The sequence below is a fragment of the Candidatus Methylomirabilota bacterium genome (assembly GCA_035709005.1).
Lineage (GTDB): Bacteria > Methylomirabilota > Methylomirabilia > Rokubacteriales > CSP1-6 > 40CM-4-69-5.
On the sequence record DASTFB010000107.1, the window covers coordinates 17,345 to 38,064 of the forward strand.

Consider the following 20,720-nt stretch of genomic DNA (forward strand, 5'->3'; position numbering starts at 1 on the left):
CCGGGAGGAACGATGGCGGCTACGATGGCTGATCTGCTGCAGATCCTCGTTGATCGAGGCGGTTCCGACCTCCACATCACGACCGGCACGCACCCCCAGATCCGTATCGCCGGCAAACTAATGCCGTTGTCCGAGTTCGAGCAGCTGACGCCCCAGGACACGCAGCGATTGGCCTACAGCGTGCTGAACGAGGCCCAGAAGCAGAAGTTCGAGGAAGAGAGCGAGCTCGACCTGTCTTTCGGCATCCAGGGGTTGGCCCGATTCCGCTGTAACGTCTACCGGCAACGCGGCGCCGTCGGCGCCGCTATCCGAGTAGTGCCCTACAAGATCCGCAGCTTCGAGGAGCTCGGCCTGCCGAAAGTCGTCGAGGAGCTGGCCGAGCGGCCCAAGGGCCTCGTCCTCGTCACCGGTCCCACCGGCTCGGGAAAGTCCACGACGCTGGCCGCCATGGTGGACAAGATCAACAACGAGCGCAGCGAGCACATCGTCACGATCGAGGATCCCATCGAGTTCGTGCACCCGCACAAGCGGTGCGTCGTGAACCAGCGGGAGGTCTTCGCCGACACCCATTCCTTCAAGAACGCGCTCAAGTCGATCCTGCGTCAAGATCCCGACGTCGTGCTGGTCGGCGAGATGCGCGATCTAGAAACCATCGCCGCTGCTATCACGATCGCGGAGACGGGTCACCTCACCTTCGGGACGCTGCACACCAACTCTTGCGCCCAGACCATCAACCGAATCATCGACGTGTTCCCGACGACGCAACAGGCACAGGTCCGAGCCCAACTCTCACTGGTACTCGAGGGGGTGCTCTCGCAGACGCTCATCCCCAAGATCGGGGGCGGGCGGACGATGAGCATGGAAATCATGGTGGCGACGCCTGCCATCCGGAACCTCATCCGGGAGGAGAAGATCCACCAGATCTATTCTGCGCTGCAGTCCGGCGCCAAGTTTGGCATGCAGACGATGAACCAGTCCCTGGCCGATCTCGTCCGTCGCCACCAGATCACCCGCGAGGATGGCATGAACCGGTCGACCCTTCCCGAGGAGCTCGCCCAGCTGCTCCAGAGCGATGGGGGCGGGGCTTCCCCCGCGACGGCAGGCGCGGGCAGCGCGTCGCCGTTCTCCCGGCGGTCGTAGGAGGCCATCTTGCCGAACTTCGTCTACCGAGGGAGGACGATCGCCGGCGCTGTGGCCGGCGAGGTTGAGGCAACCGACCGGGCCAACGCTGTCGGCGAGCTCCGTTCCCGGGGCATTCTGGTTACCGCCGTCACCGAGCGGCGGACCAGGGCCGCGACATCCGCTCGACGTGGTGGCGGAGGCAAGGTCAAGGACCGAGAGCTCGCCGTGTACACCCGTCAGTTCTCGGCGATGATCGACGCCGGCCTGCCGATCACCCAGTGCCTCTCGATCCTGGCCGAGCAGACGGAATCCAAACACCTCCGCAACGTCACCCAGCAGATCGTCAAGGAAGTAGAGGCGGGCGCCGCCCTGGCTGACTCTTTCCGCAAGTTTCCCCGAGTCTTCAACGATCTGTTCACCAACATGCTGCAGGCCGGCGAATCGGCCGGCGTGCTTGACGTGGTCCTCCAGCGGTTGGCGGCCTACATCGAAAAGGCCGCTTCGCTGAAGCGTAAGGTCAAGGGCGCCATGGTGTACCCCGCGACTATTATCTCCGTGGCCGTCCTCGTGGTGATCTTCATGATGACGTTCGTCATCCCGACCTTCAAAACCATGTTTACGGGGTTGGGGGCCGATTTGCCGCTGCCGACCAAGGTCGTGCTCTGGGCGTCGGACTTCACCCGCAAGTACATCCTCTACATCTTCGCCGCCATGGCCGCCTTCGTGTTCGTCCTCAAGAAGTACTATGCTACCGAGTCGGGTAGCATGGTCATCGATTCGCTTCTTCTCAAGGTGCCAGTCATTGGCGTCCTCATCCAGAAAGTATCGGTGGCGCGATTCACCAGGACACTGGGGACGATGATCTCGTCCGGCGTCCCGATTCTTGAAGCGCTCCGCATCACGGCCCGCTCTGCCGGTAACCGGGTGGTGGAGAAGGCGGTCATGCAGGCCCGGGCGGCGGTCACGTCGGGGCGCACGCTGGCCGAGCCACTGCGAACGGCGGCGGTCTTCCCGCCCATGGTCGTTCACATGATCAACGTCGGCGAGTCGACCGGAGCCCTCGACCAGATGCTGGCCAAGGTGGCCGACTTCTACGACGACGAGGTTGATACCGCGGTGGGTGCTCTCATGTCACTGCTGGAGCCGGCGATGATCGTCATTCTCGGCGTCATCATCGGCGGCCTGGTCGTCGCGCTTTATCTACCGATCTTCAAGATCGTGACCCTGATCAAGTAAGCGGAAGACGCGGCAAGCAATTGGCGAGCGTCCGGATCACGCCGGGGCTGGCCGGCGCCCTCTTGGTCGGCGCGGCATTCGCGCTCGGCGTGACCAAGGTGGAGGACTGGGACGCCTTCACCCACCTCGCACTCGGCCGGGAGATTGTCGGCCGCCGCTGGTTTCCCGACCACGAGCTCTTCACTTTCCCGACCGCCGCCCTGCCCTACTACAATCCGGAGTGGCTGTTCGACGTAGTCCTCTATTTGGCCTATGTCCTCGGTGGTTACACGGGCCTGATCCTCCTGAAGGCGGCGCTCGCATCGTTGACCGCGCTCATCCTGTGGAAGGACTCCGGGCTCGGCTCCCCACTGTCGTCGGATAGGGTGCTGGGGGTGACGATCCGGGCGGCCGTCCTCGTTCCTTTTCTCCTCATGATCCGCTATCGGATCGTGGAGCGGCCGGACCTGGTTCTCATGGTCTTTCTCAGCTTCACCATCTACGCGCTCAACGCGTATCTCACCGACGGCCGGCGTTACCTCTACCTTCTTCCGGGGACCCAGGTCGTCTGGGCCAACATGCATCCGAGCACGATCGTCGCCGTCGTGCCGTTCATGGCCATCCTGGCGGGCGGCGTTCTCTTGCGTGTGCTCGAGCGCCGGCGCGGGACGCCCATTCTGGGCACCCCGTCGCCGGCCCAGCTGCGGACGGTAGCGCTGGTGTTCGCCGGGGTTCTCGTCGCCTCCACGCTGAATCCCTATGGCACCCATGCGCTGACCCAGCCGTTCCGCATCGTCGCCGCACCGTGGTTGACCCAGTACGTCGCCGAGCTCCAGCCGCCCCGCCTTGGCCTGCAGCCGGGCCCCTTCGTCGCAGCCGGGGTGCTCGCGATCACGTTCATCTTCCTCGCTCGACGGTTGCCGGTCATCCCGCTCCTCCTCGTCGCACCGTTCGTCTATCTCGGGCTTTCTGCGCTGCGGTTCATGTTCCTCCTCGGCCTCGTCGCTGCGCCCGTGCTCGGCCGAAACGCCCTGGCGATCGTGGGCGCTCCGGCAAGCGTCGCGCGTCGGGTTGCCATCGTCACGGCATCAGCGGCCGTCGTGCTCGGCGTCGCGTCCACGGGACTGGCCCTGGCCGGCCTCGGGCCCTTTGCCGCACCGGCCTTGACGACTGGCCTCGGGATCCAGGATCGCTTCCTCCCCGAACGCGCGCTCCAGTACCTCGACCGGGTCGGCGCGCACGGACGCGTGTTCAACACCGTCCATTGGGGTGGCTACCTCGCCTGGCGGGACTTCCCCCGTCGCCTGGCGATCGTCGATGGCCGCGGGCACCTCCCGGAGGCGGTACTCGCCGACGTTCACTTCGCCACGACGAACGCCGGGGTCCTCGACCGTCTCCAGGCAGCGTATGCGTTCGATATAGTGGTCGTGGCCTATCCCCGGGTCGACGCCGGGAGCAGCACCGAATTCATCTCGCCTCAGTGGGCCCTCGTCTACTGGGATGACGTCGCGCTAGTCTATCTGCGCCGGTCGACCGCGTTCGCTGGAGTGATCGCGCGGGACGAGTACCGCCATGTGAAGCCGGCCCACGGAGTCCCGCACCTGCGCTGGATGCTAGACAACGGCGCGCCGTCTCCTGCGCTCGAGCAGGAGATCCGCCGAAACGTGGCCGAAACGGGATCGTCGCTGGGCTACACATTCCTCGGCTTCGTCGACCTCCAGGCTCGCCGCTACGACGCGGCCCTACAGGCGTTCCGCCGAGTGCGCGATTATAGCTCCCGCTGGCACGCCTACCAGGGGCTGGCACTCGCCTACTGGGGGCAAGGCGATCTCGCTCAGGCCGTCGAGTACTACAAGGCGGCGGCAGCCGTGTTCGAGGATCCGGTCTTCTTCTACAACGTCGGCCTCGGGTTGACGCGGCTGGGAAACGATCGCGACGCGGTCCAGTATCTCGAACGCGCCCGCGCCCGTGACCCCGGCTTCACCGCGACCTACCCGCTGCTCATCGACGCCTATCGTCGCCTGGGAGAGCGAGAGCGAGAACGGCAGGTGGCTGCCGCGTACGAGCAGGCGCGCCTGCGCGCCCGCGTGCACGAACACATCCGGAACGCCGTTCGGCTCGCCCGCGCGGGGAACGCCGAGGCCGCCGTGGGCGAGCTCCAGGTGTCTCTTCGCCTCGACCACCGGAACGCGGCGACCCGACACGTGCTCGGCAATATCTATCAGGCCCAGGGCCGGTTCGACGCGGCGATCGTCCAGCAGCAGGCCGCCCTCGAGGCAGATCCCCGCTTCGCTCCGGCCCACTACGCCCTGGGACGCCTGTATCAGCAACGCGGGGACGCGACCGCCGCCCGAGCCCACCTCGACGCGTACATCCGCCTCGACCGCGACAGTTACCTGTCGTGGAAAGTCCGCGAGGAGCTCGCCGGAACTCCACGCTGAGGGTCCCCGGGGCCGGGGGCCATAGCGCCGGCTACCAGCGGAGCAGGGGACGGGCCAACAGCCAGTAGCCTCGGAGCAGCGGATTCATCACGCGGCGCAGGAGCCAGCTATCCACGGCCGGAAACTCGATTCGCGCCGTCCAATGCACGGTGATCGCCCGATCGGGAACCCGGCGAATGGACTGGACAGCGCGTCGCTTCTGTCTCAGGTATTGCCAGGTCGACCGCCGCATGAAGAAGCGGTACACGGCGAGACGTCGCCCCAGCCAGCCGCCAGTGAACGCATAGCCGAGCATCAGCACCTCGAATAGCAGAAGCGCGGGCGCGAGCAGCGCCAGCGTGCTCAACCGATAGTGGGTGAGGACGTTGATGAGTCGGTTCCGCTCGATGTAGTAGAGCTTGTCGGGGTTCCGACCGAAGTCGTAGTCGTGGTGCATGCGCGCACGCGGCGCCAGCAGCACGTCGTACCCGGCCAGGCGCATGCGCCACGAGAGGTCGCTGTCCTCGTGGTACATGAAAAATGCGGGGTCGAAGAGGCCGACGGTCCGCAGGGCGCTCGCCCGAAAGAGCACACCGGCCCCGCTCGCATACCCCACTGGCCTGGGCTCGAGCGGCCCGTCCGGACGACCGTCCCCGCCGGAGAAGCCAACGCCGAGGAAATGGAGCTCATTTCCCCACGTGTTGATGACCATCCGGCCGTTTCGATCTGTTCTCAAGATCTTTGGCTGCACGGCCCCGGCCTGCGGGTGTCGCTCGGCAATCGCCACCAGCTCCCGCAGCCAATCGGGGTCGAGGACCGTGTCCTGGGTGATGACGGCCACGTAGTCGACCCCGGCCGCCAGCGCTTCGCGCATGCCGGCGGCCGCTCCGCCGGCGTACCCAATGTTGTCCCCGGGCACGAGGACACGCACCTGGGGCGCGCGCGCGCGAAACCATCGCCAAGCGTCGCGGTCCGGCCCGTTCTCCACGACGATCAGAGACTGACGCTCGGACCGATAGCGGAGGGCCTGAACGCTGGCATAGAGTCGGTCGAGATTGTCCGCGCCGAAGTAGGTGACGAGGACGATGGCAACAGCGGGATCGCCGGGCGACACCAGCTGACGTCTTATCCGCGCCCAGGCCTATCGAGCTGACTCGCCAGGAGCGCCAGCTCCTGGACCAGGTTCTTCACTTCCGTCGTCAGTCGGGAGATGATCACCGAGTAATGGATGACGATGGCCAAAAGGAACAGCAACGAGAAGAGCAGGAGGGTCGTGATCGGCGACACGGCGCCGATGACCCACGTTATGAGCACCAGGAGGCGCTGCCACACCACGAGGACGATCATGAGTCCGCCGGTGAGAAGCCAGAGCCAAGAGTACTCCTCACGAAGCCGCCTGCGGCGCACCAGCTCCAGGATGAAGACGAACACCAGCACCGAGGTGACGATCGCGAAGAATTGCTGGTGGGGCGTCATCAAGAGATGATCCATATCAGATCTCCTTCGGCTCGCTCATGTCACGGCGGAGCGGGACCAGCGCAATTGACAGCAGCATCTTGAAGACGTAATAGATCGGCCGCAGCCCGGAGTGCATCGAGAGCGGTCGGTGCGTTGGGTACATGCGGACCGGCACCTCCTTCACCCGGAAGCCAGCCCGCTTCAGCATAATCAGCACGTCGGCGTCGGGATAGTCGACGGGGTAGCGTTCTGTCGTGTAGAAGCGGAGGACGTCCCGGCTGAGCGCTTGAAAGCCCGACGTCACGTCGGAGAAGCGCATCCCTGTCAGCGCGAACGCCAGGAAGGAAAACAGTCGCATCCCGATCCGCCGGGCGATGGACGGGCGGTACGCCGTGGCGTTGATGAAGCGGGATCCCAGGGCGACATCCGCCTCCTCGCGGTCGATGACGCTGAGGAGCAGCGGGACGTCCGCTGGCTCGTGCTGCCCATCGCCGTCCAGCTGAACGACGCAGTCGTAGCCTTCCCGAAGGGCGTGCTTGTAGCCGGTCTGCAGCGCCACCCCGTAGCCCATGTTGAACGGCAACCGAACAACCCGGGCGCCCGCGGTCCGCGCAACGGCCGCCGTGCCGTCGGTTGAACCGTCATCCACGACCAACACGGGCAGACCGGGTCCGATGGCCGCAGCGCGCCGGACTACCGCGGCAATGGAAGCCGCCTCGTTGAACGCGGGAATCACGACCAAAGGGTTCAGGACGGCCGACCTTCGCCGCCGATCGGGGGTAGCTCCGTCCAGACGATCGTCCAGGGCACCGCCAGTGGGGTGTCCGCCGCGGGGCTTCACCGGCGTCACCGGAGCCGTCCGCCCGAGGCCGAGGGCGATGGCCGCGATCGTGCCTGCCTTGCGCCACTCGCGCTCAGCCAGTCGCAACAGCATGCTCGCGAGCACCCCGAGATAAACGGTGGGAAGAGCAAAGGGATAGAACTTTCGGGTGATCCGCAGCCGGTTCCTGATCAACAAACGCTCGGCCATGAGACTTCGTTTTCTGGCATCCATGTTCGCCCCGGTACTCGCCCCTCCCTTGTGGTACAGCACGCTGCCCGGCGCATAGGTGAGGGCATACCGGCCGCGGATTCGAAAGGCCCAGTCCACCTCTTCGAAAAAGAGAAAGTAGTCCTCGCTCATCAAGCCGATGTCCTCGAGCACCCGCCGCGAGACGAGCATGGAGGCGCCCATGATGTAGGACAGGCGCCGCTCGACCCGCGCTTCCTCCGCAACCGCCGCGCTTGCAGGCCGGCGTGCACCGATGTGCCACGTGCCCCCTAGCCACTTGTTGTAGCGGGCACCGGCCAGGGCCTGGACGAGGTGCGGCGGGTCATATGACAAGAGTGTCGAGCCGCACATGCCGGCGTCCGGTCGCTCTTCCATCCGCCGGACGAGATGACCGAGGGTGTCCGGACGGACGACCGTATCGTTGTTGAGCACCCAGGCGTACGCGAACTCGTCCCGGGCCAGGACGTAGCGCAGGCCGACGTTGACCCCGCCGGCAAAGCCAAGATTGCTGCCCGTTTGGATGAAAACCAGGCGGGTATCGCGATCCTGGGGGCCGCCCCCTGCTTCAGCAGCCGTCCGATCATAGCTGGTGTGGGCAACGGGCTTGGCCACCGGAGGCGCCAAGAGGCCGCGCAACGGATTCCCGGGCGCCACGACCACATCGAGAAGCCCGGCCGCCCACGCCTGGAGGTGCTCGAACGATCGGTCCGCTGAGCCGTTGTCGCACACGATGACGCGGAAGGACGGCCAATTGCTCCGGAGCAGGCTCTCCAGACACTCGATGGTATCGGCCCAGCCCTTCCAGTTGACTACGACGACGGCCACCGTCGGTCCGGAGGTGGCGCCGGGCGGCGCCGAGCGACTACTCGCGGCCTGCGCCACGAGGGCCCCCCGCTGTCGTCGCGTCGGCTTTCGCAGCACGTTGGAGGTGAGCGAGGAGTCGGAGGCCGGCCTGCTCCATGGTCCAGCGCTCGCTGACGGCCGCGGCCGCGGCGCGGCCGATCTTCCGCCGCTTGCCGTCATCCGCCAGCAGCTCGGACACCGCGGCGGCGAACAGCCCTTCGTCCCGCTCGACGAGGATGCCGGTGTCGCCGTCGACGATGCTTTCCCGCAGGCCACCCTCCTTCACGGCCACCACCGGCGTCCCGCAGGCCATGGCTTCCAGGGGCGCCAGGCCAAAGGGCTCCAGATACGCACCGTAGACGAACACCCGGGCGCGGTTGTACAGCTGAACCAGCTGGGGATCCGAGACGAGAACTCGGATGTCCAGCACGACGCCCTGGCGGGCCGCCAGCGTCTCGATGTAGCGCTGCCAGTCGTGATCTATCCCATTCGCCACCAGCACGAGTCGAGGCCGGCGTCGCTCCTCGATGCGGGCGAGGGCTCGCACGATGAAGTCGTGGCCCTTCATCGGCCCCATGTAGCCCACCGACATCACATAATCGTCCTCGTCCTCGTCCTGGTGCGCGAAGAGCTCGTGGTCCACGCCGAGGTAGCAGACCGACGCGTTCATACCGTAGACCCGAAGGATCGCCTCTCGTGAGAAGTAGGAGTTCGCAAGGATCGACCGGGCTGCCGAAGCATTGCCGCGGTCGATCTGGACCAGCCGGGCCTCGGCGTAGCGGCGGGCCAAGTCGATCCGCAACAACGGCGCGCGGTGCACGTTGCCCTCCCGGCGGACGGTCTCGTTCACGCGCTCCTGTTGCCGGCAGGGCTGCTGACAGTAGTAGACGTGCGGCGTGACCAGGTACTTGAGGATGAAGGGCGACATCGTGTAGCGGTCTTGCTCCACGAACACCGCCTCATAGTCGCCCTCATCGATCACCGCCGCGATCCGCCGCTGGGTACGTTCCAGATCCGCCAGCGACACGGACAGCGGCGCGATCGGCGGCAGATAGCGGAGCGCAGAGGTGACAACCCCGGACCATGTCGCGCCAACCGGAAAGACCTCGACGCGCCTGGCCAAGTCCCGCAAGCTCAAATACGCTTCGTCCGCTCCCACCGGGATGAGCACATCGATCGCACACCCCGCGCGGTGGAGCTGCTTGACCAGGCCGTAGAGGGCCCGTTTCGCGCCACCCGCCGGCAGGTTGTGAAAGACCGCGAGTCTCATATCTTTCGCGCAACCGCGACCAGGTCGTGGCTGAACGCCGCCGGGCACACGCCGAGGAACTTGCCGAGCACCCACAACCCCACCCCGCGGACGGCTGCCCTCGTCTGGCCGATGACCCACGCGTCCAGGCGGGGGACGCGCTCGTAGTCCAGCATCACCGGTGCGAATCCGGTCAGAGCCAAGCACTGCCGCAGGCCGTCCGGCGCAAATGGAGTCTCGTGCGTGAAGTCCCTGTAAAAGACCCGACCCCACGTCGGATTGTCGGCGTTGGTCACGCGGATCACGATGAGCCCCTCACGATCCAGCGCGGCGTGGCACCGATCAAGCAGCTCGAGCACTCGATCCTTCGACAAATGGTCCAGGAGGTCGATCACGGCGATGGCCGCGAACGCCCCTCCCCGCCGCACATACTCGAAAACATCGGCGAGCTCGAAGACGACCTTCGCAGCGGCGTCGAGTCCGTGCTCCGCGAGCTTGCCCCGGGCGATGACCAGCTGCTCCTCGGATACATCCACCGCGTGGAGATTGCGGAACCCCCGCCGCAACAGATAGTGCTCGAGGTACCCGACGCCGCACGGCAGATCCAGGATCGGGGCTTCCTTTGGCAGGGCTGAGAAGTAAGGGCCAAAGTTCACGTCGATCCTCCTGATCGCCCACTCCCAGGCGGCCGCGCTCTGCGGCATCACTCGATGGTAGTGCGTGGACCAGTACCGCTGGACGAGTCGCTCCTGATAGTTCATGGCATGCGTCCTCCGAAGACCGCCAGCACGCTGTTCCGGTCGTCGCGAGTCAGCACCCAGTGCCACGACGCCGTCGCCGCGCCGACGACCATGGCGCATACCGCCACCGCCCGCAATAGATGGTCTTCGGCGAGGCCGTCCAGCATCACCCCCGCCGCCCCCAGCGAAACGATGATCGCCAGCGGTCGGCCTAGGTCGCGCACTGCCAACGTGAAGCGAAGATGGACGATCCGGCTGGCAACCACCGACAGCACGGCGGTCTCCGCGAGGGCCCGGATCCCGAACGACAAGGCGGCGCCGGGAAGGCCAATCGCGTTCACCAGCGCCCAGGTCAAGGCGGCATTGAGGGGAAGGGCGCACAGGTACAGCGTCGCGATGACGCGAGGACGACCATAGCCTTCGATGACGCTTCCCGAAACTGGCGCGATCGCCGCGAACATCGAGGTCAGGGCGAACAGCTGCAGCGGCAAGGTCCCGTGCCTCGCGAAATCCTCACCCAGCCACAGGCCGAGCAGTGGCCCGGCATAAACCGTGAGCACCAGGGCGATCGGGCTCATGGCCAGGACCAGATAGCTCACGCTGCGCACGAAAAGCTGACGAGCGCGGGCCAGATCGGGCCTGCCGCTCAATGCGGTGAAGGCGGGAAAGAGGGTCAGGACCAAGCTCGTCGGCAGCATCCACACCCGCTCGATCAGATCAAAGGGGGCGGCGTAATAGGCGAGCGCCGACATGGACAGCAGCGCCCCGATAACATAGCGATCCACGTAACGCAGGCAGGGAGCCGCGATCTGGCACATGGCGATCCATCCCCCAAAGGACCAGAGCCGCGCCATGAGCGCCCGCCGGGGCCGTTGCAGTCGCTTCAAGTCGGGAAAGATCCGCATGCTCAACACGAGCCAGGCCAGCAGCGCCCCAGCCCGCGCCAGCAGGAGTAGCCCGACGATGCCGGGCAGCCCGAACCCCAAGAGCACCCCGATCAACGGCATCAGGAACGTGAGCACGCCCGTGGGCAGCCGCACCGCCATCACCAGATCGAAGCGCTGGGCCGCTTCCAGCGCCCCGGCGAACGAAGTGGACACTGCGATCACTGGAATGGTCAGCGCGACGAGCACGAAGGCGACCTGGGCGTCGCCGGCGAGATCCGGCGAGACGCTCAGAACGCGACCGACGACCACCGGCGCGAGGCCCGCGCCGAGCAGGCCGCTCGTCGCTCCTACAAGCAACTGCACGGCAGCCGCCGTCCACACGAGCCGGGGAATGTCCTCCTGGTTCCCGCCGCCGAGCGCCTCGGCCACCGTCCTGGTCGTGGCCCGGCCGAGGCCGACGTCGAAGATCGCGACGTTGGCCAGCAGGACCCAGACCAGGGAGAGCACGCCGAAGCGCTCCACACCCAGGGCGGGAACGAGGAGCGGGATGGCGAGCAACGCGGCCACGAACGGCGTCGCCTGACTCAGAACGTTGAGGCCGGTGTTCCGGACGAGCAGTTTGCCCCCGAACTCCACGGCTGGACGGGGTCTCGCACTGCTAGGCGGTATCCGATCATCGCGGTTCATCGCCGACCATCTCAGAATCGCATGATGGCCGCGAGCCGCGAAAATTCTTGACAAGTATCGCGCCGAAACAGGACCCTGGGAAAAAGGCGCGGCGCATTGATCGGATCCCCTCACGAGCGTCTCGACCTCGACCGCATGCTCCGTGTCTTCGCATGGGGCCGACTGGTCGTGGCTGTGCTCCTCGGCATCACCGCGCCCTTCATTCCGTCCGACCTCCTGCCCAGGACGAACGCCGGCTTGTTGCTGGCGGCCTTTTTTACGGTGGTAGCGTCCTCGGCGGCGGTATTGCTGCTCCACTCGACGGTGAGGCCGCAACGGACAGCGTGGTGGGTCTGCCTGCTCGACATCGTCCTCGTCACCGGCGTGGTCGCGACCACCGGCGGCGCCAAGTCGATCCTCGCGTTTCTCTACGTGCTACTGGTGACCGCCGCCGGCATGGTGCTGTCCCGCCCCGGCGGCCTCATGATCGCGGTCCTGTCCAGCGGCATGTACACGGCGCTCGTTTTCGTGCGCACCGTCGTCCCCGTCACCCACTTCTGGGAGCCGATTGGGGAAGGGATGGCGCTCGAGATCCTGACCATCTTCGTCAACGCTGGGACGCTACTCGTCGTCGGCATCACTGCGGGTAGCCTCGCCGAGCGGATCCTGGCCGCCCAGCACGAACTGGAGACTCGCGGCCGAGACCTGAAGGACCTTCAGGCCTTTAAGGACCTCATCTTCCAATCCGTAGGCACCGGACTGATCGCGCTTGATCGAGACGAGCGGATCACCGCCTTCAACCGGGCCGCCGAGGCCATCAGCGGCGTCCCCGCCACGGTCGCCGTCGGGCGACGGTGGGCAGAGCTCTTCGGGGGGCTGTCCCCACGGGCGTTGACGACTCTCGGCGCGCCGGCGTCAACCCGGCACGAGCTCGAGCTCAACCGTCCGGACGGCACGCGAACGCCCATCCGGGTCACTACCTCGCCCCTGCTCTCGAGCGACGGAACCCGCATCGGGGTCATCGCGGCATGCGAGGACCTCTCGCGGATCCGGGAGATGGAAGCCCACATGCGTCGGGCCGATCGTCTGGCCGCCCTCGGTCGCCTGGCCGCGAACATCGCGCACGAGATCCGCAATCCACTGGCCTCGCTGACCGGCGCCATCGAGGCCCTAGCCACGGGCGGCAGCCGAGAAGAGCGGGAACGGCTGACCCAGATCGTGTTGCGCGAGTCGGAGCGACTCGACGACATGATCAAGGCCTTTCTTGACTATGCGCGGCCGACGCCGCTGTCGAGGGCCGTGGTAGACGTTGCCAGCGTCCTGGACGATGTGCTCCTCCTTCTCGAGCACCGCGAGTTGCCGCCCGGACTCAAGATCGTTCGGAGCTTCCCTCCCATGCTGCCGTGGGATATCGACCAACATCGTCTGCGGCAAGCGCTCTGGAATCTGTGCCTCAATGCCGTCCAAGCCATGCCCGCCGGCGGTGAGCTGAACGTGAGCGCCAGCGCCGACGATCGCACCTTGAGGATCACCGTCAGCGACACCGGCGAGGGGATAGCGCCGGCCGACCTCAGCAACGTGTTCGAGCCCTTCTTCTCGACCAAGCCCGGTGGGAGCGGGCTTGGGCTGGCGCTCGTGCACCGCATCGTTCACGAGCACGGCGGCGATATCCAGGTCCAGAGCGCCCCCGGGCTGAGGACCACGTTCGTGATGACCTTACCGGCTCGGCATCCCGCGATCCCGGAGCCGACGCATGCCTGAGCCTCGAGTCCTCGTCGTCGACGACGAGCGGAGCATGCGGGATCTGCTCGCCATCACCCTGCGGCAACACAGCTACGATGTCGCGGTAGCCGACGGCGGTGAGGCCGCGCTCGCCGCACTGAAGGCCGGCGACTTCGACCTCGTGATCACCGACCTCCGGATGCGTAAGCTCGACGGGCTGGCCGTGCTCAAGGCCGCCAAGGAACTGTCGCCAGAGACGGTCGTCCTCGTCGTCACGGCCTTCGCCTCCACCGACACCGCCGTGGAGGCGATGAAGCTCGGCGCTTATGACTACATCACCAAGCCATTCAAGCTCGAGGAGATTCGGCTGACCGTGGATAAGGCCCTGGAGCGCAAGCGGCTCCAGGACGAGAACGTTGCCCTCAAGCGGCAGCTCCGCAAGCACCAGGGCTTCGACAACTTTATCGGGCGAAGCCGCGCCATGCTCGAGGTCTTCGGCACGATTCGCAAGACCGCGGATTCTACGTCCACGGTGATGATTACCGGCGAGAGCGGAACCGGCAAGGAACTGGCGGCCCTGGCCGTCCATCACGAGAGCGGTCGCCGCAACGCAGCCTTCGTCTCGGTGAACTGTGGGGCCATCCCGGAAGGGCTCATGGAGTCCGAGCTGTTCGGGCACGTCAAGGGGGCGTTCACTGGCGCCGTTGCCAACTCGCCCGGCCTCTTCTCGGCGGCCGACGGGGGCACGCTCTTCCTCGACGAGGTGACCGAGGTCCCGCATTCCGTTCAGGTGAAGCTGCTCCGCGCGATCCAGGAACGAGAGGTCCGCCGTGTCGGCGACACCCGCGACATCAGGGTCGACGTACGCCTCATTGCGGCGTCCAACCGGGACCTCTCGCGGGCCGTCGCCGAGGGCCTGCTCCGCGAGGATCTGTTCTACCGGCTGAACGTGATTCCCATCCACCTGCCGGCACTTCGCGAGCGGAAGGAGGACATTCCGCTGCTGGTCGCGCACTTCATCGATAAGATCGGCGCTGCCACCGCCAAGCCTGTACACGGCATCTCGCCGGAGGGTCTCGCTCTCCTGGAGGCGTATCACTGGCCTGGCAACGTTCGGGAGCTGGAGAACATCATCGAGCGGGCCATCGTCCTCGGGAATGGTGGGCAGATCACGCCGGAATCGTTCCCGCCCAACCTTTTGCATCCAGCCGAGGGGCCCGAGATCCCCCTGGACGTGCCTGACGACGGGCTCAATCTCGAGGGCATGCTCGATCGTTTGGAACGCCAGTACATCCAGCAGGCACTGCACCGCACGGGGGGCAACCAGACACGGGCCGCAGCCCTGCTCGGGCTTAGCTTCCGTCAGCTCCGCTACAAGGTCCGCAAACATGGCCTGCAGACTGACCATCTGACAGAGCCGCGCGACAGTGCCCGGTCGACAGTCCAGGACTGAGCCGTCTGCCATCGTTCGTCTGACACGTTTCGTCACCTCTGCCAGCTTCGCGCGTCAGTCGGACCCCGGCCTGAGACGTGGGATGGTGCCTAACGTAGCGGATTGCTTGGGCTCCATCGATTGAATGCTCTGGCATCGGCTGTGCACCTCGCCTACCGCAAGGGCAAACAAGCGGGTGGGCCGCAATAGTGCGGTAACCCCGTCACCCAGGGAGGGGCAAAGCTATGATGCGGTTCTGGCAGAGACGAATCGGAAACACACGAGGCTTCACCCTGATCGAGCTGATGATCGTCATCGCGATCATCGGCATCCTGGCGGCCATCGCGATTCCGATGTACGCCAACATGCAGGCCCGCGCCCGCGTGGCCAAGGCGCAGTCCGACCTGCGCGGACTGTATTCCGCGCTCACGGCGGTAGCCGCCCACTGCGGCGATGTGCCGTCTGGCGGCTTCCCCGTCGCTGGCCCGCCGACCTCGGTCTCGTTCTCCCCGGCGGGCGCGAACTGTGTCGGCGGCGTCAACAACGCCGGCGACCTCTCGGTGCTTGGCGGCATCCTGAGCGATAGCAACGGCACCCCGGCCGGCCCCTTCTACCAGGGCTCGATGACGGCTCCTGTGGGCTGGACGTACACGTACACGCGGGGAGCCAGCGCCGGGACGTTCACGCTCGTCGGCGCGAGCCCGGGCGATCTGCCGAGCGGCAACATCCAGTACCCCTAAGTTCTGACGTCGATACAGCCGGCCGCCGAGGGAGACCCTCGGCGGCCGTGCGTTCGGCAGGACATCAACCATCCGAGACGGGCAGCGCTCCAACAGGGCCGGCGCTACCCGTCGAGACCGTTCTGGCCCAGGCCCTGTAGCGAGGGGTCCCGTCATCGCCTGGCTGAGGTTGACCCTCGGAAAGCTCCGTTCCAGCGGGGCCGGCACCGACGGTGGCCGAGCGGTCGAGGTTGCCGGTAAGCTCTGCGCCTGTCTCCTGGTCGCGGCCGCGTTCGCCCTTGGAATCACGAAGATCGAGGACTCGGACGCGTGGACACATCTGGCTCTGGGGCGCGAAATCATCCGGCACGGCGGGTTCCCGCCGCACGAACCCTTCACGTTCCCGAGCGCCGGGATGCCGTTTTACAACATGGAGTGGCTCTTTCAGATTGTGCTCTACCTCGGCTATGCTACCGGTGGCGTCGGCGCGGTCATTCTCGTGAAGGCGGCCCTCGCCGCGCTCGTCCTGTTGATCCTCTGGAAAGATTCTCGGCTGCCGGGCCGAGACGACGCCGCCGCGCTGATGATCAGGACGGGAGTGCTGCTCGGTTGCCTCCTTCTGATCAGACCCCGGCTGGTCGAGCGGCCCGACCTCGCCCTCATGGTCTTCCTGAGCTTCACCATCTACGCCTTGAACGCCTATCTCCACCGGGGCAGCCGGCACCTCTACTGGCTACCGGCGCTCCAGGTGCTCTGGGCCAATGTTCAGCCCAGCATGCTCGTCGGCATGGTGCCCTTTGTTGCGGTGCTAGGGGGGGGCCTCATCCTCCGCCTGGTCCAGCGCTTACGCGGCCTGGAGGTCGCCGGGTGTCCGTCTGTGACGCAGCTCAAGACCGTGGCCGCGGTGTTCGGCGCCGTCCTCGCCGCGTCCCTGGTCAATCCGTACGGTCCCGAGGCGCTGACGCCGCCGCTTCGATTCGCCACGTCGGTGTGGCATTCACAGTACATCGTCGAGCTTCAGCCTCCGGACCCCATCCAGCAACCCTGGCCGTTCGTGGTGACCGCACTGATCGCGGGGGCGCTCATCGCCAGTGGCCGTCGCGTCCCGGTCATGGCGGTCCTTCTCGTGGCACCATTCGTCGTGCTCGCTCTGTCCGCCCGACGGTTCAGCTACATCCTGGCCGTCGTCGCCGCTCCCCTGCTGGCCAGGAGCCTGGTGGCGTTCGCCGACCAGCTCGAAAGCCGTGTCGGCCGGCGTGGCCTTCAGGCGCTGGCGGCCGGGGGCGCCCTCACCGCAATCGCCTCGATAGTGCTGGCGCTGGTGAACACCGGACCGTTCGCCGATTCGAGAAGGCTGCCCGGCTTCGGGGTCAACGAGCTCTTCCTGCCCGAGCGTGCCCTCCGTTATCTGGACGAGGCCGGGATCAAGGGACGGATCTTCAATACCTTCCACTGGGGTGGCTACGTGGCTTGGCGAGACTTCCCCAACCGACTGCCGATCATCGACGGGCGCGCGCATGTCGAACCGGCGCTTCTGTGGGAGATCCGATTCGCCCGGCAGGACTCCGACCTTCTCGAGCAGTTGCGTTCGCGATACAGATTCGACGTAGCACTAATCGCCTATCCCGCCCGCGACAAGGCCGAGCCTAACGCGTTCGCGTCGCCACACTGGGCGTTGGTCTACTGGGACGACGTCGCCCTCGTCTATGTGCGGCGCTCGACCGAGCTGGCCGCGCTCATCGAGCGCGACGAGTATCGCTCGGTCGACCCGACAAGGGGCGTCGACGGGGTGGTGCCCAGGCTACCCGGCGGAGCCGCCTCCATTGAAGCTGAGATCCGACGCAGCCTCAGCCAGACTCCCTCGAGCATCGCTCACATGCTCCTGGGTTTCGTCAGACTGCAGGCTGGAGCGTATGACGAGGCGATCGAGGAGTTCGCTCGCGTTCGCGGCTACAGCACCATCGTCGACGCCGCGCAGGGCCTCGCCATGGCACACTGGCGAAAGGGCGATGTCGTGGAAGCGGTCAACCACTACCGGCGTCTGGTCTCGGCGTACCCCACCCCGATCATGCTGTACAATTTGGGGTTGGCTCTGACCCACGTCGGAGAGTACGGTGAGGCAGCTTCCCACCTCGAGCGGGCACGCCGGCACGATCCGCAATTCGCAGCCGTGTACCCCGTGCTCATGCACTCCTATCACCGCCTCGGGCGTAGCGACCGAGCCGAGGCTCTGGCGCGCGGTCATGCCACGGCGCTCGCCCACGGGCAGGCGGAGTCCCATGTGCAGGCCGCGCGGCGGCTGGCGCGCGAAAGAAAGTTCCACGAGGCGGCTGTCGAACTGGAGACGTCGCTCCGTCTCAACCCCCGTAATTCCGAGGCGCTCAGCCAGCTGGGCGAGGTCTACCTCGAGCAGGGACGACTGGATGACGCAGTCAACCGACAACGAGCAGCGCTCGGGCTCGATCCCAAGCTGGCCCAGGCGCACTACGGTCTGGCCCGCGTCTACGAACGGCTCGGTGACCCGGTGTCCGCCCGCCGGCATTTCGAACGATACCTGCGGCTTGAACCAGCGAGCTATCGAGCCTGGACAGTACGCAGGGCGCTGAGCCAGCCGCCTCCGACAGGTCGACAGGCATCCGAGCAATGATGGGGGTGGCGCTCGTTCTCGGCGCGGTGGTCGGTAGCTTCCTCAATGTCGTCGTTGTGCGAATTCCCCGTGGCCAGAGCCTCGTGAGGCCCCCGTCGCACTGTGGTGTTTGCGGGAAGCCGATCCGCTGGTTTGACAACATTCCCCTGCTGAGCTTTCTCTGGCTGCGCGGCCGCTGCCGCCTCTGTCAGACTCGAATCTCCTGGCGCTATCCGGTGATCGAGGCCACCACGGCCATCCTCTTCGCGCTGGCCGCCCCCCGTGTAGGCTGGGGCGTCGAGCTGGTCGGGGCCTGGCTCTTCGTCGCCGTGCTGGTGGCGATCGCAGCCATCGACCTGGAGCACCAGGTCATCCCTGATTCGATCAGTCTGCCAGCGATCGCCGCCGGCCTGGCGCTGTCGTTCGTGACTCCCTCGCGCGTCTGGGTCGACTCCCTGCTCGGCATTACAGTCGGCGCCGGTATTCCTTTCGCCGTCATCATCCTCAGCCGCGGCGGAATGGGCGGCGGCGATATGAGGCTCGGGGCGTTGATCGGCGCCTTCCTCGGATGGCAGTTGGCGCTACTGTCGTTGTTCATGGCCGTCCTGCTCGGAGGCGTCGTCGCCACCGCGCTCCTCGTTGCCGGGCGCAAGGGCCGCAAGGATCGGATCCCGTTCGGTCCATTTCTCGCCGGGAGCGGTGTGATCTGTCTGCTCTGGGGAAATGCGCTGCTCGGGTGGTACTGGAGCAGTTTCACTCCGTAAAGCGGTCGGGTCGCCGATTGGCCGGTACATGCGGGGACGGTCGATGTCGAGGTTCTCTGTGGCGCCTCGGCTTGGACCCGAAGATGGGAGTATCAGCGCGACGAAAACTGGCCACAGTGTCTTCTGTTGCTTTCGGAGGGAGTCAACGTGAGGAGACCGCAGGCCTTGATCGCGCGTGCGGACGGGTTCTCGTTCATCGAGGTCATCGTGGTCATGGCGATGATCGGCGTGGTCGCCGTCTTCTGCCTCCCGACGTTCATCGGTTTCATGCAGGCTCAGCGAACGAAAAGCGCGGCCCGGGAGCTCGTCGCCATGCTGAATCAGGCGCGCCACCTTGCCGTTACCCGCAACACGGCCTTCAGCATCGAGGTCCGGGCGACTCCGCGAGGAAGTCAGCTGCGCTATTGCTCGGGCATGACGACACCGTGTCCAGGAGCCAATGTCTGGGCAGGACCTGGAACTGGGGCCAACGGCTGGATGGGAATGGCCAACGGCGACCGAATCGTCTTCAGCCCGCAAATCACGTTCAGCTCGCTGGGCGCTGCCTCCTCGGCCGGCACGCTACGGGTTCAGAATGCCGAGGGTTCCTCATGCCTGGACGTGGTCGTCAGTCCGGCCGGCCGCATTCGGATCGCGCTTGCAGGAGCGTGCCCATAAGCGTGCGTGGTCGCACCTCGCTCGCAGCCGGCACGGATCCACCGGCGACCCTGGCGGTTGGGGTCGCAGTGGTGCCAGGCCATGGAGCCTGGCGTGGACAACAGCGAGGACCTACGTGACCATCGATCCGGCACTCGTCTGGCTCCGGAAGGATCCCCGCTTCCCGAAGTTCGCGCGGCGGTCGGCCCCAAGCGAACAGCCGGGGTAGCGCCGGATGCCAGGGCGCCCCACCGTCAGCATTTTGCGGCATTGCCCTTTGGGTCTCTTCGACGTCACCATGGGAGCGGGATGAATACGGCGTCCTCCGACGCTCGGGGTACGGCGAGCCGGCGCGGGTTCACGCTCGTCGAGGTCCTCATCGCCTCGGCGATGAGCGTCGTCGGCTTGACAGCGGTCGCCGCGGGGTTCCAGCACGCCCTCAACTCCGCGGAGGTCGGAAGACTGCAGACCACGGCGCTCTTCCTAGCCGAGCAGCGGCTTGAGCAGGTCAAGGCGATGGCGCTAGTCGATTTCGATGGGCTGACGGCCGGCAGCTTCCCGGGGGAGGCCTCGGTGGTCGGCTATCCCCAGTATCGCCGCCGTGTAGATTTCACGCCCGGTCCTCAGGGGCTCACTGGCGCGGTGCGCGTCCAGGTCACCGTCGAGTACCAGTCGATGACCACCGGCCCGCGAATGGTGACCCTTGCGACGGTACTGTCCAGGAGATGAGCACCGAATGGCCCTCAGCTTGACCCTCATCGTGCTTGTGGCGCTCACTGCGCCCATGCTGGCGCTCCTCTCGGTGAGCGCGCTCGAACCCCTGATCGCTCGGAATCTGGTCGACGCGACCAGGGCCCTTTATGTCGCCGAGGCCGGGATTGAGTGGGCGTTTGCTCTGCTGGTCGATACGGCGGACCCCGGCGAAGTTGTCAACCTGGCGCCGCCTCCCGGGCTGCTGCCCTGGGGAACGGCCTTGATTACCGCTACGTCGGCCGCCACCCCTGGGGTCGTCATCCTCACGAGCACCGGGACGGTGAACGGCGCCCAGCGGATCGTTGAGGTCGCTCTGAGCCCCGTCCCCGTGAGCCTGGCGGGCGGCTCCGAAAGCCCGGGGATTCTGGGCCGGCCCCGGATCGTCAGCTGGCGGGAGCGCTGATGACACCGCCTCCC

16 protein-coding genes and 1 pseudogene are annotated in these 20,720 nt (G+C 66.3%); 11 read left to right on the forward strand and 6 right to left on the reverse strand.

Features of this window, described 5'->3' with window-relative positions:
• The first annotated feature begins 24 nt into the window (after window positions 1–24).
• From VFR64_19875 to VFR64_19885, 3 genes are read left to right on the forward strand one after another with little or no spacing between them, the layout of a single operon-like run.
• The gene (locus VFR64_19875) at window positions 25–1,140 is read left to right on the forward strand and encodes a type IV pilus twitching motility protein PilT (GenBank protein HET9491995.1); all 1,116 of its coding nucleotides are present in this window, start codon (window positions 25–27) and stop codon (window positions 1,138–1,140) included.
• Between the two features lie 9 nt (window positions 1,141–1,149).
• Entirely contained in the window at window positions 1,150–2,358 is a 1,209-nt protein-coding gene (locus VFR64_19880) for a type II secretion system F family protein (protein ID HET9491996.1), read from the forward strand.
• A 20-nt stretch (window positions 2,359–2,378) separates the two neighbouring features.
• The gene (locus VFR64_19885; GenBank protein ID HET9491997.1) at window positions 2,379–4,778 is read left to right on the forward strand and encodes a tetratricopeptide repeat protein; all 2,400 of its coding nucleotides are present in this window, start codon (window positions 2,379–2,381) and stop codon (window positions 4,776–4,778) included.
• 31 nt (window positions 4,779–4,809) lie between these two features.
• Here VFR64_19885 and VFR64_19890 read toward each other — a convergent pair whose 3' ends face one another.
• The 6 genes from VFR64_19890 to VFR64_19915 are packed head-to-tail and all read right to left on the reverse strand — an operon-like array spanning window position 4,810 to window position 11,621.
• On the reverse strand, window positions 4,810–5,871 hold the full coding sequence (locus VFR64_19890) for a glycosyltransferase family 2 protein (protein HET9491998.1): 1,062 nt from the start codon (window positions 5,869–5,871) through the stop codon (window positions 4,810–4,812).
• A gap of 11 nt (window positions 5,872–5,882) precedes the next feature.
• Entirely contained in the window at window positions 5,883–6,248 is a 366-nt protein-coding gene (locus tag VFR64_19895; protein ID HET9491999.1) for a DUF2304 domain-containing protein, read from the reverse strand.
• A 1-nt stretch (window position 6,249) separates the two neighbouring features.
• Window positions 6,250–8,091 (reverse strand): glycosyltransferase, encoded by a 1,842-nt coding sequence (locus VFR64_19900; protein HET9492000.1) that lies wholly within the window; start codon window positions 8,089–8,091, stop codon window positions 6,250–6,252.
• Window positions 8,092–8,128: 37 nt separating this feature from the next.
• Window positions 8,129–9,379, reverse strand: a complete 1,251-nt coding sequence (locus VFR64_19905; GenBank protein HET9492001.1) for a glycosyltransferase family 4 protein — start codon at window positions 9,377–9,379, stop codon at window positions 8,129–8,131.
• On the reverse strand, window positions 9,376–10,119 hold the full coding sequence (locus VFR64_19910; GenBank protein ID HET9492002.1) for a class I SAM-dependent methyltransferase: 744 nt from the start codon (window positions 10,117–10,119) through the stop codon (window positions 9,376–9,378). The genes VFR64_19905 and VFR64_19910 overlap by 4 nt, the downstream gene beginning before the upstream one ends.
• Window positions 10,116–11,621: a flippase gene (locus tag VFR64_19915; protein ID HET9492003.1), complete on the reverse strand. Its 1,506-nt coding sequence runs from the start codon at window positions 11,619–11,621 to the stop codon at window positions 10,116–10,118. The genes VFR64_19910 and VFR64_19915 overlap by 4 nt, the downstream gene beginning before the upstream one ends.
• A 147-nt stretch (window positions 11,622–11,768) precedes the next feature.
• Here VFR64_19915 and VFR64_19920 point away from each other — a divergent pair, with 147 nt between their 5' ends.
• The 8 genes and pseudogenes from VFR64_19920 to VFR64_19955 all read left to right on the forward strand — a co-directional run bounded on the left by VFR64_19920 (window position 11,769) and on the right by VFR64_19955 (window position 20,706).
• Window positions 11,769–13,412 (forward strand): ATP-binding protein, encoded by a 1,644-nt coding sequence (locus VFR64_19920; GenBank protein HET9492004.1) that lies wholly within the window; start codon window positions 11,769–11,771, stop codon window positions 13,410–13,412.
• Entirely contained in the window at window positions 13,405–14,826 is a 1,422-nt protein-coding gene (locus VFR64_19925; protein ID HET9492005.1) for a sigma-54 dependent transcriptional regulator, read from the forward strand. Before VFR64_19920 ends, VFR64_19925 begins: the two co-directional genes overlap by 8 nt.
• Window positions 14,827–15,053: 227 nt before the next feature.
• Window positions 15,054–15,230 (forward strand): annotated as a pseudogene (locus tag VFR64_19930) (prepilin-type N-terminal cleavage/methylation domain-containing protein).
• 484 nt (window positions 15,231–15,714) lie between these two features.
• Window positions 15,715–18,171 (forward strand): tetratricopeptide repeat protein, encoded by a 2,457-nt coding sequence (locus VFR64_19935; protein HET9492006.1) that lies wholly within the window; start codon window positions 15,715–15,717, stop codon window positions 18,169–18,171.
• Window positions 18,171–18,914, forward strand: coding sequence for a prepilin peptidase (locus VFR64_19940; GenBank protein ID HET9492007.1), 744 nt, complete (start codon window positions 18,171–18,173; stop codon window positions 18,912–18,914). Before VFR64_19935 ends, VFR64_19940 begins: the two co-directional genes overlap by 1 nt.
• A gap of 165 nt (window positions 18,915–19,079) precedes the next feature.
• Complete coding sequence (locus VFR64_19945; protein ID HET9492008.1) at window positions 19,080–19,571, forward strand: GspH/FimT family pseudopilin; 492 nt, start codon at window positions 19,080–19,082, stop codon at window positions 19,569–19,571.
• Window positions 19,572–19,859: 288 nt separating this feature from the next.
• The gene (locus tag VFR64_19950; GenBank protein ID HET9492009.1) at window positions 19,860–20,279 is read left to right on the forward strand and encodes a prepilin-type N-terminal cleavage/methylation domain-containing protein; all 420 of its coding nucleotides are present in this window, start codon (window positions 19,860–19,862) and stop codon (window positions 20,277–20,279) included.
• Between the two features lie 19 nt (window positions 20,280–20,298).
• Complete coding sequence (locus VFR64_19955) at window positions 20,299–20,706, forward strand: hypothetical protein (protein ID HET9492010.1); 408 nt, start codon at window positions 20,299–20,301, stop codon at window positions 20,704–20,706.
• Window positions 20,707–20,720 lie beyond the last annotated feature (14 nt).

Bases quoted from the DNA above. Each gene is read 5' to 3' on its own strand.
- VFR64_19950 (HET9492009.1), top strand. From the start codon at position 19,860: ATGAATACGGCGTCCTCCGACGCTCGGGGTACGGCGAGCCGGCGCGGG.
- VFR64_19925 (HET9492005.1), top strand. From the start codon at position 13,405: ATGCCTGAGCCTCGAGTCCTCGTCGTCGACGACGAGCGGAGCATGCGG.
- VFR64_19940 (HET9492007.1), top strand. From the start codon at position 18,171: ATGGGGGTGGCGCTCGTTCTCGGCGCGGTGGTCGGTAGCTTCCTCAAT.
- VFR64_19875 (HET9491995.1), top strand. From the start codon at position 25: ATGGCTGATCTGCTGCAGATCCTCGTTGATCGAGGCGGTTCCGACCTC.
- VFR64_19910 (HET9492002.1), bottom strand. From the start codon at position 10,119: ATGAACTATCAGGAGCGACTCGTCCAGCGGTACTGGTCCACGCACTAC.
- VFR64_19895 (HET9491999.1), bottom strand. From the start codon at position 6,248: ATGGATCATCTCTTGATGACGCCCCACCAGCAATTCTTCGCGATCGTC.
- VFR64_19905 (HET9492001.1), bottom strand. From the start codon at position 9,379: ATGAGACTCGCGGTCTTTCACAACCTGCCGGCGGGTGGCGCGAAACGG.